This is a genomic window from Acidaminobacterium chupaoyuni (assembly GCF_047936785.1).
Lineage (GTDB): Bacteria > Bacillota > Clostridia > Oscillospirales > Butyricicoccaceae > Acidaminobacterium > Acidaminobacterium chupaoyuni.
The window spans coordinates 327,980-343,202 of sequence record NZ_CP176394.1 but is presented as its reverse complement, the minus strand read 5'-3'; the positions used below and the strand labels follow the sequence as shown (position 1 = coordinate 343,202).

16 protein-coding genes are annotated in these 15,223 nt (G+C 54.8%); 10 read left to right on the top strand and 6 right to left on the bottom strand.

What is annotated here, in order from left to right; all coding sequences use genetic code 11:
- The first annotated feature begins 120 nt into the window (after window positions 1-120).
- From ACJA3I_RS01770 to ACJA3I_RS01730, 9 genes are all read left to right on the top strand, one after another.
- The gene (locus ACJA3I_RS01770; protein WP_458863051.1) at window positions 121-900 is read left to right on the top strand and encodes an IclR family transcriptional regulator; all 780 of its coding nucleotides are present in this window, start codon (window positions 121-123) and stop codon (window positions 898-900) included.
- Window positions 901-1,108: 208 nt separating this feature from the next.
- The gene (locus tag ACJA3I_RS01765) at window positions 1,109-2,098 is read left to right on the top strand and encodes an asparaginase (protein WP_458863050.1); all 990 of its coding nucleotides are present in this window, start codon (window positions 1,109-1,111) and stop codon (window positions 2,096-2,098) included.
- A 379-nt stretch (window positions 2,099-2,477) separates the two neighbouring features.
- Window positions 2,478-3,395, top strand: a complete 918-nt coding sequence (locus ACJA3I_RS01760; RefSeq protein ID WP_458863049.1) for an alanine-tRNA synthetase second additional domain-containing protein — start codon at window positions 2,478-2,480, stop codon at window positions 3,393-3,395.
- An 18-nt stretch (window positions 3,396-3,413) separates the two neighbouring features.
- Window positions 3,414-3,818 (top strand): methylaspartate mutase subunit S, encoded by a 405-nt coding sequence (glmS, locus tag ACJA3I_RS01755; RefSeq protein ID WP_458863048.1) that lies wholly within the window; start codon window positions 3,414-3,416, stop codon window positions 3,816-3,818.
- Window positions 3,819-3,862: 44 nt separating this feature from the next.
- Window positions 3,863-5,245 (top strand): methylaspartate mutase accessory protein GlmL, encoded by a 1,383-nt coding sequence (glmL, locus tag ACJA3I_RS01750; RefSeq protein WP_458863047.1) that lies wholly within the window; start codon window positions 3,863-3,865, stop codon window positions 5,243-5,245.
- Window positions 5,246-5,258: 13 nt separating this feature from the next.
- Window positions 5,259-6,710, top strand: coding sequence for a methylaspartate mutase subunit E (locus ACJA3I_RS01745; protein WP_458863046.1), 1,452 nt, complete (start codon window positions 5,259-5,261; stop codon window positions 6,708-6,710).
- A 106-nt stretch (window positions 6,711-6,816) separates the two neighbouring features.
- Window positions 6,817-8,064, top strand: a complete 1,248-nt coding sequence (locus tag ACJA3I_RS01740) for a methylaspartate ammonia-lyase (RefSeq protein ID WP_458863045.1) — start codon at window positions 6,817-6,819, stop codon at window positions 8,062-8,064.
- Window positions 8,065-8,296: 232 nt separating this feature from the next.
- Complete coding sequence (locus ACJA3I_RS01735) at window positions 8,297-8,788, top strand: C-GCAxxG-C-C family protein (protein ID WP_458863044.1); 492 nt, start codon at window positions 8,297-8,299, stop codon at window positions 8,786-8,788.
- Between the two features lie 23 nt (window positions 8,789-8,811).
- A complete protein-coding gene (locus ACJA3I_RS01730) occupies window positions 8,812-9,741 on the top strand; it encodes a TDT family transporter (protein ID WP_458863043.1) in 930 nt (309 codons plus the stop codon).
- A 133-nt stretch (window positions 9,742-9,874) separates the two neighbouring features.
- On the opposite strand, the gene ACJA3I_RS01725 is transcribed toward ACJA3I_RS01730, so the two are convergent.
- Window positions 9,875-10,594, bottom strand: coding sequence for an acyl-[acyl-carrier-protein] thioesterase (locus ACJA3I_RS01725; protein ID WP_458863042.1), 720 nt, complete (start codon window positions 10,592-10,594; stop codon window positions 9,875-9,877).
- A 159-nt stretch (window positions 10,595-10,753) separates the two neighbouring features.
- Between ACJA3I_RS01725 and ACJA3I_RS01720 the strand changes: the two genes are divergently transcribed.
- Window positions 10,754-11,239 (top strand): GNAT family N-acetyltransferase, encoded by a 486-nt coding sequence (locus ACJA3I_RS01720; protein ID WP_458863041.1) that lies wholly within the window; start codon window positions 10,754-10,756, stop codon window positions 11,237-11,239.
- 110 nt (window positions 11,240-11,349) lie between these two features.
- Here the strand turns inward: ACJA3I_RS01720 and ACJA3I_RS01715 are convergent, their stop codons facing one another.
- The 5 genes from ACJA3I_RS01715 to ACJA3I_RS01695 all read right to left on the bottom strand — a co-directional run bounded on the left by ACJA3I_RS01715 (window position 11,350) and on the right by ACJA3I_RS01695 (window position 14,978).
- Entirely contained in the window at window positions 11,350-11,853 is a 504-nt protein-coding gene (locus ACJA3I_RS01715) for an SF0329 family protein (RefSeq protein WP_458863040.1), read from the bottom strand.
- Window positions 11,840-12,568, bottom strand: coding sequence for a TMEM164 family acyltransferase (locus ACJA3I_RS01710; protein ID WP_458863039.1), 729 nt, complete (start codon window positions 12,566-12,568; stop codon window positions 11,840-11,842). Before ACJA3I_RS01710 ends, ACJA3I_RS01715 begins: the two co-directional genes overlap by 14 nt.
- A 1-nt stretch (window position 12,569) precedes the next feature.
- Entirely contained in the window at window positions 12,570-12,947 is a 378-nt protein-coding gene (locus tag ACJA3I_RS01705) for a hypothetical protein (RefSeq protein ID WP_458863038.1), read from the bottom strand.
- Window positions 12,937-13,608 (bottom strand): hypothetical protein, encoded by a 672-nt coding sequence (locus ACJA3I_RS01700; RefSeq protein WP_458863037.1) that lies wholly within the window; start codon window positions 13,606-13,608, stop codon window positions 12,937-12,939. The genes ACJA3I_RS01705 and ACJA3I_RS01700 overlap by 11 nt, the downstream gene beginning before the upstream one ends.
- Before the next feature lie 254 nt (window positions 13,609-13,862).
- Entirely contained in the window at window positions 13,863-14,978 is a 1,116-nt protein-coding gene (locus tag ACJA3I_RS01695) for a GGDEF domain-containing protein (protein ID WP_458863036.1), read from the bottom strand.
- Window positions 14,979-15,223: the final 245 nt, after the last annotated feature.

Below are 15,223 nucleotides of genomic sequence, written 5' to 3'. Positions count from 1 at the left end.
AAAAAGAAAATTTAGCTATTATTGCCTCATTTTAAAAAAAGAAAGCGGCGGCGGCTTTTGCTTGCCCCTGCGGCACGCTTGTGATATGATTTTAACAAGATAATCAGAGAGGGAAAAAACATGGCGAAAGAAGAAAACACCATTGCCGCCGTGGATCGGGCGGCGGATATCTTAGATTATTTATATGAAAAGGGCGCCGAATGCTCTGTTTCGGCCATTTCGGCCGACCTGCAGCTTTATAAAAGCACGGTGCATCGCATGCTGCAAACGCTCAAAGCCCGGGGCTATGTTTATCAGAACCCCGTGACCAGCCACTATGGCCTTGGTCTGCGGCTTTTTCTGCTGGGCAGCCGTGTGCAGCAAAACACCGCCACGGTGGAGCTTGTCAAGCCCGTGGCGCAGGAGCTGGTGGCCAAATATAACGAATGCGTTCATATCACGGTGCCATACAGCCTGTCGCCCCCCACAGAAGCGCCCAAACAGCTGCTCATCGGCAAGATCATGAACCCGAACAATGTGCTGACGGTGGCGCCGCCCGTGGGCGCGGTGACTTTCTGCCACAGCTCGGCCAGCGGAAAATGTATGATGGCCTTTTCGCCCCATGGCGCGCAGGCGCGCCAGAACAGGCCCGCTTTGACGGCCCTCACTTCCTGCACCATCACCGATTGGGGCAAGCTGGAAGAGCAGCTGGAAGCGATCCGCCGCAACGGTTATGCCGAAGAAGACGGCGAAACGGAAATGGGCCTTTCCTGCACGGCGGTGCCCGTGATGGTTCGCGGCGGCCTGATGCTGGTGCTCAGCGTTTCGGGCCCCACGGCGCGGCTGCGCTCGCTGCCAGCCCAAGAGCTGGTGGCCGATCTGAAAAAAGCGGCCGATGAACTTTCGGCGCTGTTTTCTTAGTTTTCCCATCAAAAGCCCCCGCCGGGCGGCCCGCAAGAAAGCCGAAAGCGTGAAAACGGAGCGGGCAGAGCCGCCGAGGCGCGCCTTTGGGCGAAACCGCCGGGCTGGCCCCCGGGGCGCGGCGAAAAAGCTTTTTGGTAAACGAAGCGCCCGAGAAGCGCTTTTTATCAAAACAGAGAGAATCATATAAAGAAGGATTGAGGAACAAATGAAGAAAATCTTGATGCTGACCACCGGCGGCACCATTGCCTCGCTGCCCACCACCGAAGGGCTGGCCCCCAGCGGCGCCGATACCATTCTTTCCCGCATGGGCCCCACGGCCGAAGCTTATGATGTGGTCACCCGCGAGATCATGACGCTGGATTCCACCAACATCCAGCCCGAAGAATGGAAACTGATCGCCGGGGCGATCTATGAAGAACTGAAAAATTATGACGGCATCGTGGTCACCCACGGCACCGATACCATGGCTTATACGGCCTCGATGATGTCGTTCATGCTGCGCAATCTGCCTATCCCCGTGGTGTTCACCGGTTCGCAGGTGCCCATCGCCAAACCGCTTTCCGACGCGCCGCTGAACCTTTCCTGCGCGCTGGCCATGGCGGCTTCGGGCGTTCCCGGGCTGTTTGTGGCCTTTGACCGCAAGATCATTCTGGGCAGCCGCGCCGTCAAGGTGAGAACCACCGCGTTCGATGCCTTTGAAAGCGTTAATTGCGATTATGCGGGCGTGGTCAATTCTTCGGGCCTTGTCATCAACCGCCATGTGATCCCCGCTTCCAGCGGCGAATGCGTGCTGGAAGACGCGGTGGATTCCGATGTTTATCTGCTGAAGCTGACCCCCGGCACAAACCCCAAGATCGTTGATATGATGATCGACAGCGGCTGCCACGGCATCGTGATCGAAGCCTTCGGCGTGGGCGGGCTGCAATTCGTGCGCCGGGATTTCGTTTCGAAGATCGAAAAGGCCGTCAGCGCGGGCATCCCCGTGGTGGTCAGCAGCCAGTGCCTTTATGAGCGTTCCGATTTTTCCATTTATCAGGTGGGCCAGAAAGCGCTTGCCAAAGGCGCCATCCAGGCTTTTGATATGACCCGCGAAGCCGCGGTGACCAAGCTGATGTGGGCGTTGGGCAAAACCAGAAAGCTCGATGAGATCCACCAGATGTTCCTCACCTCTTATGCCGGTGAGATCACCTTATAATAAAAAAAGGGAAAAGAGCGTTTTCGTTCTTTTCCCTTTTTGCATTTTGTGAAATTGCATAGTTTGAAATGGCAGAATTAGGGCATCATTTTACAAAATTTGGCGTTAATATTTTTGCCTTTCTTGTCGAATCATCCATAATTTTACGGTAATTCTGGAAAATCTTCGAAAAAGATATTGTTATTTTTCTAACGCAGTCATATTTTTTTCGCTTTGAATCCTTGTGGCCTTCGATACTTGTATACAAGTATTCTTGAATCGATTTTCACAAAATGCGCACATTTCATCAACTTTTTATCGGTTTTCGCAACTTTTTATCTTGCATTCTAAAAATTGTTTCAGTAAAATATTACTGTACGGGAATTTGGAGGGTTTGAAGATGAAGTTCCCCACCGATCTTTTCATGCATACCGAATATTTTGCCCCCCGCGGTCAGGAACGCCTGATGACGCTGGGCAGCCAGATCGCTTTTCAGCATTTGAAACCCACGGATAAATGCATCGGCATTCTCGGCCAGGCGGGCAGCGGCAAATCGCTGCTGGTGCGCGGGCTGTTCCCCGGGCTTCAGCTGACCAACGATGATGAAGAGGTTTACACCCGCCCGCTGCCGCTTTTAGATCATTATGAAAACGGCAGATTCAAATTTCTCACTTATCACATGGATGCCAAATTCGAAATGGCCTTTGCCCAGCCCTGGCGGCTGGCCGAAGCCATTACCGCCGCCATCGCCGCCGAACGGCGCGTGGTGATCGAGCATTTCGACCTGCTGGCCCCTGTTTTGGGGCGCAACGCCGACCTTTTGGTGGGCATCGGCGAAGAAGTGGTGGTGGTCAGGCCGAATCTGTTCGGCCCCTCGCCCGCAAGCCTTGCGCGCCACCTGTTCGCCTCTTCGGTCTATCGCCGCATGGTGCATACCGCCGAAGATATCATCTGCGATCTGCTCGACCGCGATTATCAGATCCCCACCAGCACGCTGATCCACGGGGATGTGACCCGCGGGTTTTTCCTGGAATTCCATGAAAAGCCGGGGTTTTCCATCGCCCAGCTGCAAGAGAACGCCCAGAAGATCATCCGCGCGGGGGTTCCGGTGGCTTATGAAGATGAAACGCATATCCGCATGGGCGAACGCAGGATCCACTGCACAGGCCCGCGCATCCATCTGACCAATACTTCCGACATTAAATTTTTCGCTCTCGCTCCGGAATTCATTTTTCACCCCGTTCACCAGACCTGGCTTCTGGTGGGCATCGTGGATGAGGAGCGGATGAAAGATTTAAATGATATCAACAAATTTTAATTTTATACGAGGTGCAACATGAAAACACTGGTTATGGGCGTTATCGGTTCCGATGTCCACGCTGTGGGCAATAAGATCTTGGCGCACGCCTTTAAAGAGGCCGGCTACAATGTAGTCAACCTGGGCGTGATGGTTTCTCAGGATGAATTCGTAAAAGCCGCGGTGGAAACCAACGCCGATATGATTCTGGTTTCTTCCCTCTATGGCCATGGCGAACTGGATTGCCAGGGCCTGCGCGAAAAATGCATCGAAGCCGGCATCGGCAAGATCCCGATGTATTGCGGCGGCAACCTGGTGGTTGGCAAAGCTGATTTTGCCGAAACCGAAAAAACCTTCAAGGCCATGGGCTTCGACCGCGTTTATGCGCCCGGCACCATGCCCGATGTGACCATCGCCGATATCCGCAAGGATCTGGGCGAATAAGCTCCGCAAAAGTTTCGCAAAATCCATCAAGGGGGTAACGATTTTTGAGTTGTGCTCTTTTCGTCGATATCGGCAGCACTTTTACAAAAGTGACGGCGGCCGAATTGGATGAATGCCGCATTTTAGGGCGCGCCATGTCTCCCACCACCATTTTTGATGATGTGAACATTGGTTTTGATAAAGCGCGGGCGCTGCTTTTCGAGCAGACCGGCCCGCTGGAATTTGATTTCACCATGGCCTGCTCAAGCGCGGCAGGCGGTTTGAAAATGGTCGCCTGCGGGCTTGTGCCCGATCTGACCAGCGAAGCGGCGCGTCTGGCTTCCCTCAGCGCCGGGGCAAAGGTGATGAAGGCCTATGCCTATAAAATGAGCGACGCCGAAAGCCGCGAGCTTTTGAAGCTTGCGCCGGATATCGTGATGCTTTCGGGCGGAACCGACGGCGGCAACAGCGAAGTGATCTTACATAACGCGCAGGTTCTCGCCGATTGCCCGCTGAATTTCCCCGTGATCGTGGCCGGCAACAAAAGCGTGGCCGAAGATTGCGCCGCGATCATCGAAAAAAGCGGCAAAGAAGCCGTGATCTGCCCCAATGTGATGCCCGAATTCGGCAAACTGGATATCGAGCCGGCCCGCGACGCCGTGCGCAAGGTGTTCCTGCGGCGCATCGTGGATGCCAAGGGCCTGCACCAGCTGGCCGAGCGCGTGGATGGCGATATCATCCCCACCCCCGCTTCCGTGCTGGAAGCGATCACGCTGCTTTCCCGCGGCACACGCCATGAAGAAGGCATCGGCAGCCTGATGGCTTTCGATATCGGCGGCGCCACCACGGATGTTTATTCCGTGACCAACGGCTGCCCCGTTTATCCGGGCGCCGTGCTCAAGGGCATCCCCCATCCCTCGGCCAAACGCTCGGTGGAAGGCGACCTGGGCATGCGCTGGAACGCGCGCACCATTGTTGCTTTGCAGGGCGAAGAAGCTTTCGCCGAAGATGCGGGCGTCACGGTGGAAGAGCTGCGCCACGCGTTGGATGTTTTTGATAAAACGCCCGACACGCTGCCCCACGATGAGGCCATGGCCAAAATCGATGTGGCGCTGGCGAAATCCGCGGCGAAAAACGCCTGCGCGCGCCATGCCGGCGTTTTGGAAACGGTGTTCACCCCCGTGGGCGAGCGCTATATGCAGACCGGCAAAGACCTCAGCGAGGTCAAATATCTCATCGGCACAGGCGGCCCCGTGATCACTTCGAAAGATCCCGCGGCGATCCTTGCCGAAGCGGGCTATAGCGATATGGAACCGCTTTCCCTGCGCCCCCGCCAGGCCAAATGCCTGCTCGACCGCAAATATATTCTTTCCGCAATGGGGCTGCTTTCCATGAAAATGCCCGAAGTCGCCCTCAAAATCATGAAGAACGAATTGATTGAACTATAAGTGAGGAATTAAAATGAGCGAAAATAAAATGATGTCCATGGATGAATTCCGCAAACAGCAAAAAGAAGTGATTGCTTCCTGGCCCACCGGCAAGGATGTGAACTTCCAGGAATCCGTTGATTACCATAAGGCTCTGCCCGACACCAAGATCTTTTCGAAGAAGCTGGCGAAAGCCCGCGCCGAAAAAGTTACCTTGATCCAGCCCCGCGCCGGCGTGCCTCTGGTTGACAAGCATATCGAGCTGATGCAGTTCCTGGAAAAGGAAGGCCATGCCGATCTGCTGCCCACCACCATCGACAGCTATACCCGCCACAACCGCTATCATGAATGCGAAAAGGGCATTGCCGAATCCATCGCCCACGGCAAAGCGATGCTCAACGGCTTCCCGGCAGTCAACCACGGCGTTGCCAATTGCCGCAAAGTCACCGAATCCGTCAGCGTGCCCATGCAGATCCGCCACGGCACACCCGACGCCCGTTTGCTGGCCGAAATCAGCTTCGCAGGCGGCTTCACTTCTTATGAAGGCGGCGGCATTTCCTATAATGTTCCTTATTCCAAAGACCGCACACTGGAAGAAACCATCCGTTTCTGGAAGTATGTTGACCGTTTGACCGGCATCTATGAAGAAGCCGGCGTAGAGATCGACCGTGAACCCTATGGCCCTCTGACAGGCACTCTGGTTCCCCCCTGCATCTCTCACTCTGTGGCCGTTCTGGAAGCGCTGCTTGCCGCCGAACAGGGCGTTAAGAACATTTCCGTGGGCTATGGCCAGTGCGGCAACCTCTATCAGGATATCGGCGCCATCGCCGCTTTGGAAGAAGTGACCCGCGAATATCTCGATCGCTTCGGCTATACCGATGTGAAGATCTCCACCGTGTTCCATCAGTGGATGGGCGGGTTCCCGCAGGATGAAGCGCAGGCTTACGCCGTGATCTCCTGGGGCGCTGCCACCGCTGTTCTGGCGGGCGCAACAAAGTGCATCGTCAAATCCCCGCATGAAGCCTTCGGCATCCCCACCAAAGAAGCCAACGCAGGCGGCCTGCGCGCCACAAAGCAGCTGGCCAACATGCTTTCCTGCCAGATCATGCATAACGGCCCCCGCGCCATGACAGAAAAACACATGATCCTGGCCGAGACCCGCGCCATCCTCGACAAGGCGCTGGAACTGGGCAAAGGCGATTTCGAGCAGGCATCCGTTGCCGCGTTCGAAGCCGGCGTCATCGATGTTCCCTTCGCGCCCAGCAAATATAACCACGGCGCCGCGCTGCCCGCCCGCGATAACGAAGGCGCTGTGCGTTTCCTGAGCTTCGGCAACCTGCCCTTCAACGATGACATCAAGGGCCTGCATATCGCAAAGCTGGAAGAACGCGCCAAATTCGAGGGCCGCCCCGCCACTTTCCAGATGGTCATCGATGATGTTTACGCCATCTCCAGCGGCAAACTGGTTGGCCGCCCCCAGAAATAAGCCGCGCCTTTCCAAGCAGCCGCAAGTTTTTCGCAATCCCGCCGGCGGCAAACCGCCGCCGGCTCGATCATAGATCATGATATATTAGATAAGGATGGGATTACCAATGAAAATTGAAAAAGTAGTATGCTCCAAAGGCCGTACAGGGTTCTTTTTCGATGACCAGAAGGCCATCAAAGCCGGCGCAAAGAACGATGGCGCCACCTATGTCGGCGAGCCTGTAACACCCGGCTTCACAGCCATTCGCCAGGCAGGCGAAGCCATCAGCGTGATGCTGGTGCTTTCCGACGGCCAGGTCGCCACAGGCGATTGCGCCGCTGTTCAGTATTCCGGTGCAGGCGGACGCGATCCTCTGTTCCTGGCTGAAGATTTCATCCCCTATATCAACGAAGTGGTCGTGCCCCATCTGGTTGGCAAAGAACTGACCAACTTTAAAGATCTGGCCGCCGAGATCAACAACCTCACAGACCCCAAAACAGGCAAGCGCATCCACACCGCGATCCGCTATGGCGTTACACAGGCCATTCTGGATGCCGTTGCAAAATCTCAGCATAAGCTGATGGCCGAAGTCATCGCCGCTGAATATAACTGCACCGTTACCAACAAAGAGATCCCCATCTTCACACAGTCTGGCGACAACCGCTATGAAAACGCCGACAAAATGATCATCAAGGGCGCTCAGGTTCTGCCCCATGCCTTGATCAACCATGTGGAAACCAAGCTGGGCAACAACGGCGAAAAGCTGCTGGAATATGTGAAATGGCTGCGCAACCGCATCATCAGCCTGCGCAAAGATGAAAACTATGCTCCTGTTCTGCATATCGATGTATACGGCACCATGGGCATCGCTTTCAACAACGATATGGAAAAGATCGCCGATTATATGAACACCTTGTGCGAAGCCGCGAAACCCTTCCACCTGCGCATCGAAGGCCCCGTGGATGTGGGCGACCGCACAAAGCAGATGGAAGCTCTGCGCGATCTGACAGCGATCTGCGATAGAAAGAACATCCCCGTTGAGATCGTTGCCGATGAATGGTGCAACACTCTGGATGATATCAAATATTTCGCCGATAACAAAGCCGGCCATATGATCCAGATCAAGACCCCCGACCTGGGCGGCATCAACGATATCGCCGAAGCCGTTCTCTATTGCAAAGCAAAGGGCATCGGCGCTTATCAGGGCGGCACCTGCAACGAAACCGACCGCAGCGCACAGGTTTGCGTGCAGGTCGCTATGGCGACACAGCCTGATCAGGTTCTGGCAAAGCCCGGCATGGGCGTTGACGAAGGCTACATGATCGTTTATAACGAAATGCAGCGCGTTCTGGCCATGATGGCAGCCAAGAACTAATCCATTTTCTTACAATCAGCTTCAAAGGGCCTTTTTGCCGAAACAGGCAAAAATGCCCTTTTTTTCTGCTTTTTCAGCGTAGTTTCATCGAAAATCATTCAGTTTTTCTATTTATAGATAATATCTATAAATAGAAAATTCCGCATCGTAACTTTGTATTGCGGCGGGGCGATTCTTCCGATATAATACAAAGCGGTAAAAGACAGAAATCGACAAAAACAGGAGGATATGGATGATGAATATCAAAAAAGAAGTCAGCGTTAAGAAAATCATCACAGACGCAGAAAACAATTTCCGCAATGGGTTTTTCTGCTGCGAGGCGTTAGTGGCTGCAATTCGCGATAATTTCGAACTGGATGTTCCCGATCAGGTGATCGCCATGGCTTCGGGCATGGCCGTGGGCGCCGGCAAATCGGGCTGCATGTGCGGCGCGGTGAACGGCGGCATTTTGGCCCTGGGCCTGATCTTCGGCCGCACCCAGCAGGGCGGCCCCCAAGACCCCAAAGTGGTGAAATGTATGGCCCTGACCCACGAACTGCATGAGTGGTTCCGCGAAAACAACGGCAAAAATTCCGTTTGCTGCCGCGTGCTCACCAGAGAATTCGATATGGGCAAAGGCGAACATAAAGAACAGTGCATCCGTTACACCGGCCTTTGCGCGGGCAAAGTGGCAGAAATCATCATCCGCGAACTGGGCCTCACCAATCTGGATGAGCAGGCTTAACGGAAGCGGGGCGTAAAAAGAGAATGAAAGAACTCATCAAAAAAGTTCCCCTGCCCCTGTGCGGCGTGATGCTGGGCACGGCGGCGCTGGGCAACCTGCTGCAAAGCTATTCCGAAAATCTGCGTTTGGCCTGCGGCGCTGCGGCGGCGTTTCTGCTGGTGCTGCTGCTGCTGAAGCTGATCTTCTTTCCCAAAGCCATTGCAGAAGACATGAAAAACCCCATCATGGCCAGCGTTTCCGGCACTTTCACCATGGGCCTGATGATCTTGAGCACCTATATCAAGCCTTATGTGGGCGGCTTCGCCTTCTTTCTCTGGGCGGCGGCCATCCTGCTGCATCTGGCGCTGATCGTTTATTTCACCGTGCGTTTCATTTTCAAACTGCAAATGCCGAAAGTGTTTGCCAGCTATTTCATCGTTTATGTGGGCATCGCCGTGGCGGCGGTCACCGCGCCGGCTTATGAACAGCTGAAGCTCGGCAGCCTCACCTTCTGGTTCGGCTTTGTCACCTTCCTGGCGCTGCTGGTGCTGGTCACTTATCGCTATATGAAATATACCGAAGTGCCCAACCCCGCAAAACCGCTTTTCTGCATCTATGCCGCGCCCCTGAGCCTTTGCATCGCGGGCTATGTGCAGTCGGTAACGCCGAAATCCTTTGGTTTTCTGGCGGCTATGCTGGCGGGCGCCACGCTGATCTATCTGATCGCGCTGGTCAAGGCGGCGGGCTATCTGAAGCTGCCCTTCGCGCCCAGCTATGCGGCGTTCACCTTCCCCTTCGTCATCAGCGCCATCGCCGCGAAACAATCGATGGCCTGCTTTGCGAAGCTGAATCACCCCATGCCCTGGCTGCAGTGGGTGGTGCTGGCCGAAACCATTATCGCCGCTGTGCTGGTGGTCTATGCCTACGCCCGTTTTATGATGTTCCTGTTCCAGAAAGAAAAGAAACAGGCTTAATGTTTCCAAACCAACACCTTCCATAAAAACAGGCGCTGCCGCAATTTTCTTTGCGGCAGCGCCTGTTTGCGTGAAAGAAGAACCTGCAAACGATCAATTTTTCTGCATAAAGGGGTGGGTTGACGCGCGGCAGTTATTGGCCGCCGGAGCAGAACGCTTCAAAAACAAGGCCGTTATCGCCATCGCCGCAGAAATAATAACCGCCGCCCGGGCAGGAACCCCGCCGCAGGGTCATCGTTTCGCCATAGGGCAGCTCGCGGTGATAATGAAGCAGAAGATGGGTGAGGGGCGTGGCGGCCATTTCCGCCGGCGGCATGGCGTCGCAGATGCAATCGGCATAGGCGGCGTTGTTGAAATGGCGGTTCATATCGGTTTGGGAATAAGCGGCGGTGACCCTGCCCCAAACTTCGGTTTCGATATTCAGCGGCAGGCGCATCTTGTGGCGCTGTTTCACCTCTTCTGAAAAATCAAAAGACAGCTGGGGCGGGGCTTCTCTGAGGATATGCCTGGTCAGGGTATCCACCAGAACCCAGTGCGCCTCGATTTCGGCCACGCTCTCGCCCTCGGCGGTATGCAGGGTGGTGAGGCGGCGGTAAACGGCGTGGTAGGCATCTGTGGTTTTGGTGGCGATGCGCAGGCGTTCATAAACCCTGATGGGGCGTTTGAGCAAAACCGAAACCTTGGCCAGCAGAAAAGCCGTGTGGGTGGCGGCATAGGTTTCGGGCAAAATGCCATGGGCCGCGCAGTGGTCGGTGCTGATCTGCTGCGCCCGCCTTAAAATGGCGCCCATGGTCATGTTGTTGTTCAAATCACATTCGCTTTGCACAACGATGAATTCTTTTTCAAAAGGCATCTTTTGTATCTCCTTTTCGGCAAGGGTTTGCTGTTGTTTTTATTATAACAGTTTGCCGCCCAAAACAAAAGAGCAGCCCGCGGCAAACGGCGCGCCGCTTGAAAGACCGCGAAAAAACCTTTCGCCCCTCAACACACTGCCTTGCAAAAGCAGAGGCAGATGCGGTATAATAAGCTCGTTGTGGATGGCAAACGCAAGGAAGAAAGGAACGAACCTATGCAAAGCTTTGAGATCAAGCGCGGGCTGGAAAATTGCCCCGCGGCGAAAACGATCCGCGAAGAAATTTTTATGAAAGAACAAGGTTTTCAAATAGAATTTGATGAAATCGACCCCATCGCCTGGCATCTGCTGGTCTATCTGGATGGCAGCCCCGTGGCGACCGGGCGCTTATATGAAAAAGAAGGCCGGCCCGGCACCTATCTGCTGGGGCGCATCGCGGTGATGAAGCCCTGGCGCGGCAGGCATCTGGGTGAATTCGTCGTGCGCCGTCTGGAAGAATTCGCCCAGATGAAGGGCGCGAAATTTCTGGAACTTTCCGCTCAGATGCAGGCAAAAGAGTTCTATGAAAAACTGGGTTATCAGGCCCATGGCTCGGTTTATCTGGATGAACACTGCCCCCATATTGCCATGAGCAAGGCCCTTTGATCTTTTTTAACGCCGGTGATCCATACGAAAAGCTGCAACCTGCCGTGGGCGGGCTGCAGCTTTTCGCTTTTTATGAGATGAGGGAGAAAAGAAATGAGCGAACGGAAAGGTTATTCTTCCAAAGAAAGGCGCAACTCATAAAACTGCCTGACCCAGGCGGGGTAGTGCTCATATTCTTTGGATGCGGCGATCTGGGCAAGGGCGCGGCGGCCCACGCGCTTATCTAAAACCGCAAGAATGCGGATGATATAGTTATCGGAAGCCAGCGCCTGCTGCATGTTCATGCTGCGATATTCCAGCGCGGCGGCCAGAAAATCCTGTTCGTGATAGGTGCACAGCGCATCCCAGCTGGGCTTCATCAGGTTTTCCAGCTCTTCAAAGGGCAGGTCGGGGGCCTGCATGGCCAGGCGCGCCAGGTCGTTTTCCTGATGATATTGCTCGATCCAGGAAAAGGTGACCAGTTCTTTGCCGTCATAGCGGATGGCGGCGCGGCCATAGGCGTTATGCACATCGTGATAGCGGGTCAAAAAATAACTCACCCGCCGGCGCAGCGGCAGACAAAGGTTGTTGGAAAGCTGTTTTTCAAGCCCGCTCCATGATTTATAGTGATTCATAAGGCATCCTTTCTTCTTCTGCCCGGCGGGGCCGGTCTTCGGCGTCTGCGGCGCGGAAAAACACGCCGTAAACGACCAAAGCCAATCCGCCATATAAAACGAGAAAGTAGAACGGCGGGGGAAGCAGAGCGCTTAAATGCGCCAGGGGGGTGCCTTGCCCGCCGTGGAGATAGCAGTAATCCCAGCCATACAAACGGGAAAATATCGCGCAGGGGATCAGCAGCATGCCCACGGGAACCCAGCAGAGAAAAGCATCCCCGCGCCGGGGCCGGTAAAGCTCGGTTTTCCAAAGCAGCGCCGAAACCAGAATCATCATAAAGTGATAAAGCAGGCTGCGCAGGGGCACAAAGCTGAAAAAGGGATATTGGTTGAGGTAAACATTGAAAACCAGCCCCAAAACGCCGCCCATCAGGCCAAAGGTGCAAAGGTTTGCCAGCGCGATGCGCTTCCAGAGCCCCTGCTTCGAAAACACGGCAATGGGCAGCAGCATCCAGAACAGCGAACACAGGTAAAGGGGCAGCGAGGTGGCGGGGTGGAACCTGCCCGTGGTCTGCCATTCCCAAAGCCAATAGGCCGGGTCGAAAAACAGCATCAAAACGGCGGAAAACCGAAGGAACGCCTGGGTTTTTCGGGGCTGCGGTTCCATTTGCCGGCAGAAGCGCGGCACAAAAAACAGCGTGAACGCCAAAACCAGCAGATGCAGGGGTCGAAACATATCAGTGAACTCCTTTGGAATCAGATGAAGCAGACAGGTCGCCTGCCGTGGGCGCAAGGGCGGAAAGGCGCCGTTCCAGCGCGGCGGTTTCCTGTTTCAGGGTTTCGGCGGTCTTGCCTTGATTCAAATCGAGGAAAAGATGATAGCGGTATTGCAGCGAATGCCTGCGGGCGGGGAAAACCACCTTTTGGGCCGCCACCGAAACGCCGCTCAGCTCTTTTCGCGCGATCTCATCATCCAGAACCGCCATATAAAGCGCGTGGGAAGTATATTCTTTTAAATTCATGCGGTAAAGCTTTTTGAAAAGGAAGACCCCCGCCCCGCAGAACGCGCAGCCCAGCAAAAACAGCGGCGGGGCCCATTTTGCTTTATGCTTCATGGATCAGCGCCTCCAATCTTCGGTAATCCTCTTGAAAGCGCGGCGACTGCCAGATCTGTTTGGCCAGTTCCAGCTTGGGCCGCGCCAGATCGGTTTCGCCCCGGGCCACCGAAACATAAACGGATAAGATCGAGGTGTTGGCCTCGAATTCCCGGTGGAACGACAGGGCATGCAGGTCTTTTTCATAACGGTCATAAAGGGCCAGCGCTTCTTCTTCGCGCCCCAGATAAAAATAGCAGAAGCAAAGGTTCATGAAATAGAGCGGCTTCAAAAGGCCTTTCAGGCAATGCTTCTCATCCCGCTGCAAAATTTCCAAAGCGCGGTCATATTGTTTCAGGTCGCAATAAGCGGCGCAGACATCCAAAGCCAGCAAGGTTTTCAGATAAGCGCCGCGGGCGCCTTCATAAAGCGAGCGGAAGCGGTCTAACGCGGCCTGCGGCTCGCCGCCTTCCAACAGATCGCAGGCGGCGCGGATCTTTTTTTGATAATGCTTCAAAAGCAAAAACTGCAAGATCACCAGCGCGGCGATGAAAACGGCGCCCGCAATGAAATAATAAGTCAAAAAGGTTTTGGGGGGGATCTTCAGCCATCGGCCCGCGATGCCGATGAAAAGTCCGGCCAGCGCCGCCGGCAGAATAACGGTTAAAAATCGCTTTTTCATGGCCAACTCCTTCTTGCGTGATGGATCTGTTTTTGTGTGTAAAACGGTCAGTATGGCCATATTACCAAAGAAAGCTGAAGATAACCTTTGCGTAACCTAAAGATTTTGAAAGAATAGAAATATATAGAAAAAGCCTGCCGCAAAACGGAACGATCAAGACCGTTCCCGCGCAAGAGACGGCGCTGGGATCTTTCCCAACGCGGCTTGCGGGGTCGAATCTTGGCTCGACCACGATTTTGCAGCAGGCTGTTTTTTTAAACCTGTTCTGTTTGTAAATCCCCCCGCCGGCGGCCGCCATTGGCGGCTTTGCCGGCATAAAGCGCCTGATCGGCTTTCTGCCACCCTTCTTCCAGAAGCGAACCGGGCGTAATGGCATAACCCCAGGTGATGCTCGGCAGGGTGGGGTCTTGCTTTTGAAGCTCTGCCAGCCGTGCCCGAAGGGCCGCGCCGCATTCTTCCACGCGGCTTTCCGTGCAGGCCGCCCCCAGCACGCAGAATTCATCGCCGCCGATGCGGAAACACTGCCCCAGCGGGCCCAGCGTTTCCTTTAACACCTTGGCCATGGTCTGCAAACAGCGGTCGCCCGCCAGATGGCCGTAACGGTCGTTGACCTGCTTGAACCGGTCAACATCCAAAATCATCACCAGAACCGAAGGCACGCCCGCCAAACGGTCGAACTCGCGCTGAAAGGCTTCGCGGTTGAGAAGCCCTGTCAGAACATCATATTGAAACTGGAGCTCGCGCTGGAAGAGGTAATAAAGCGTCAGCATACAGGTGACGCTTTGCCAGGTGGTGTGGATGGAAGGCACCATCACCTGAAGGGTCGTGCCCGCCAAAATCACCGCGCAGATGCCCAGAAAAAAGCGCCGCGCGGGCTTGCCAAAGCCCTTCGTCTGGCGGATGGTGGCGAAAATCAGAATGGCAAAGCTATAAAGATAGCTCAGCACATAAAAGAAGAAAAACGGCCCCCGCTGATAAACATTTTCGGGCGAAACCGAAAAGATCCACCCCGTGAAAGGCGAAATCAGCGCGGCCGCCGCCACAAGAGCCTGCGGCAGAAGCAGCGCCAGAGAATCACGGGAATTTTCGGTATAGATCGATGCCAGCACGATGGGCAGCAGGGGCGAAAACGCGAAACCAAGCGTGTTGCAAAGCAGGTTCACCACCCGCCAGCCCGGCCCGCCCGCATCGGCCGCCACCGTCAGGTTTTCGGCCAGAAGCATGAAAATCGTCAGCAGCAGCGCTATTTTATAATGCTGTGTTCTGCGCGGGGAAAGAATGCGGTTGCGGCTGACAAGCCAATAAAGAAAAAGAAGAAGAATTGCATTGAGAATGCCCGGGGCGATCACCGGGCCTAATTCGGCCATCATAGAAGAAATCTCCTCCTTTTCCAAAACTTTGTTTTTGAAAACTATTCGTTTTACAAATAAATAAAAATACTATTTGGAATTAAAAATAGTGCTGTTTGCCCGCGAAATGCCTCAAAACAGCAAATAGCGATGTTTGCAGGCAGGTCGCCCCGGCATCCTTCCGCGGGAGAGCGGGCGAAAAAAGGTCTGCGCTTACCTGCCCTGCGGCGTTGTTTTCAGCCGCTTATCTGCTCCGCGGCGTGGCG

What these genes read in the sequence shown, in the direction of transcription:
- ACJA3I_RS01720 (WP_458863041.1), top strand. Translation starts at nt 10,754, where the DNA reads ATGCGGTATAATAAGCTCGTTGTGGATGGCAAACGCAAGGAAGAAAGG.
- ACJA3I_RS01760 (WP_458863049.1), top strand. Translation starts at nt 2,478, where the DNA reads ATGAAGTTCCCCACCGATCTTTTCATGCATACCGAATATTTTGCCCCC.
- ACJA3I_RS01700 (WP_458863037.1), bottom strand. Translation starts at nt 13,608, where the DNA reads ATGAAAAAGCGATTTTTAACCGTTATTCTGCCGGCGGCGCTGGCCGGA.
- ACJA3I_RS01725 (WP_458863042.1), bottom strand. Translation starts at nt 10,594, where the DNA reads ATGCCTTTTGAAAAAGAATTCATCGTTGTGCAAAGCGAATGTGATTTG.
- glmS (WP_458863048.1), top strand. Translation starts at nt 3,414, where the DNA reads ATGAAAACACTGGTTATGGGCGTTATCGGTTCCGATGTCCACGCTGTG.
- ACJA3I_RS01740 (WP_458863045.1), top strand. Translation starts at nt 6,817, where the DNA reads ATGAAAATTGAAAAAGTAGTATGCTCCAAAGGCCGTACAGGGTTCTTT.
- ACJA3I_RS01715 (WP_458863040.1), bottom strand. Translation starts at nt 11,853, where the DNA reads ATGAATCACTATAAATCATGGAGCGGGCTTGAAAAACAGCTTTCCAAC.
- ACJA3I_RS01695 (WP_458863036.1), bottom strand. Translation starts at nt 14,978, where the DNA reads ATGATGGCCGAATTAGGCCCGGTGATCGCCCCGGGCATTCTCAATGCA.
- ACJA3I_RS01710 (WP_458863039.1), bottom strand. Translation starts at nt 12,568, where the DNA reads ATGTTTCGACCCCTGCATCTGCTGGTTTTGGCGTTCACGCTGTTTTTT.
- ACJA3I_RS01765 (WP_458863050.1), top strand. Translation starts at nt 1,109, where the DNA reads ATGAAGAAAATCTTGATGCTGACCACCGGCGGCACCATTGCCTCGCTG.
- ACJA3I_RS01705 (WP_458863038.1), bottom strand. Translation starts at nt 12,947, where the DNA reads ATGAAGCATAAAGCAAAATGGGCCCCGCCGCTGTTTTTGCTGGGCTGC.
- ACJA3I_RS01730 (WP_458863043.1), top strand. Translation starts at nt 8,812, where the DNA reads ATGAAAGAACTCATCAAAAAAGTTCCCCTGCCCCTGTGCGGCGTGATG.
- ACJA3I_RS01745 (WP_458863046.1), top strand. Translation starts at nt 5,259, where the DNA reads ATGAGCGAAAATAAAATGATGTCCATGGATGAATTCCGCAAACAGCAA.
- ACJA3I_RS01770 (WP_458863051.1), top strand. Translation starts at nt 121, where the DNA reads ATGGCGAAAGAAGAAAACACCATTGCCGCCGTGGATCGGGCGGCGGAT.
- ACJA3I_RS01735 (WP_458863044.1), top strand. Translation starts at nt 8,297, where the DNA reads ATGATGAATATCAAAAAAGAAGTCAGCGTTAAGAAAATCATCACAGAC.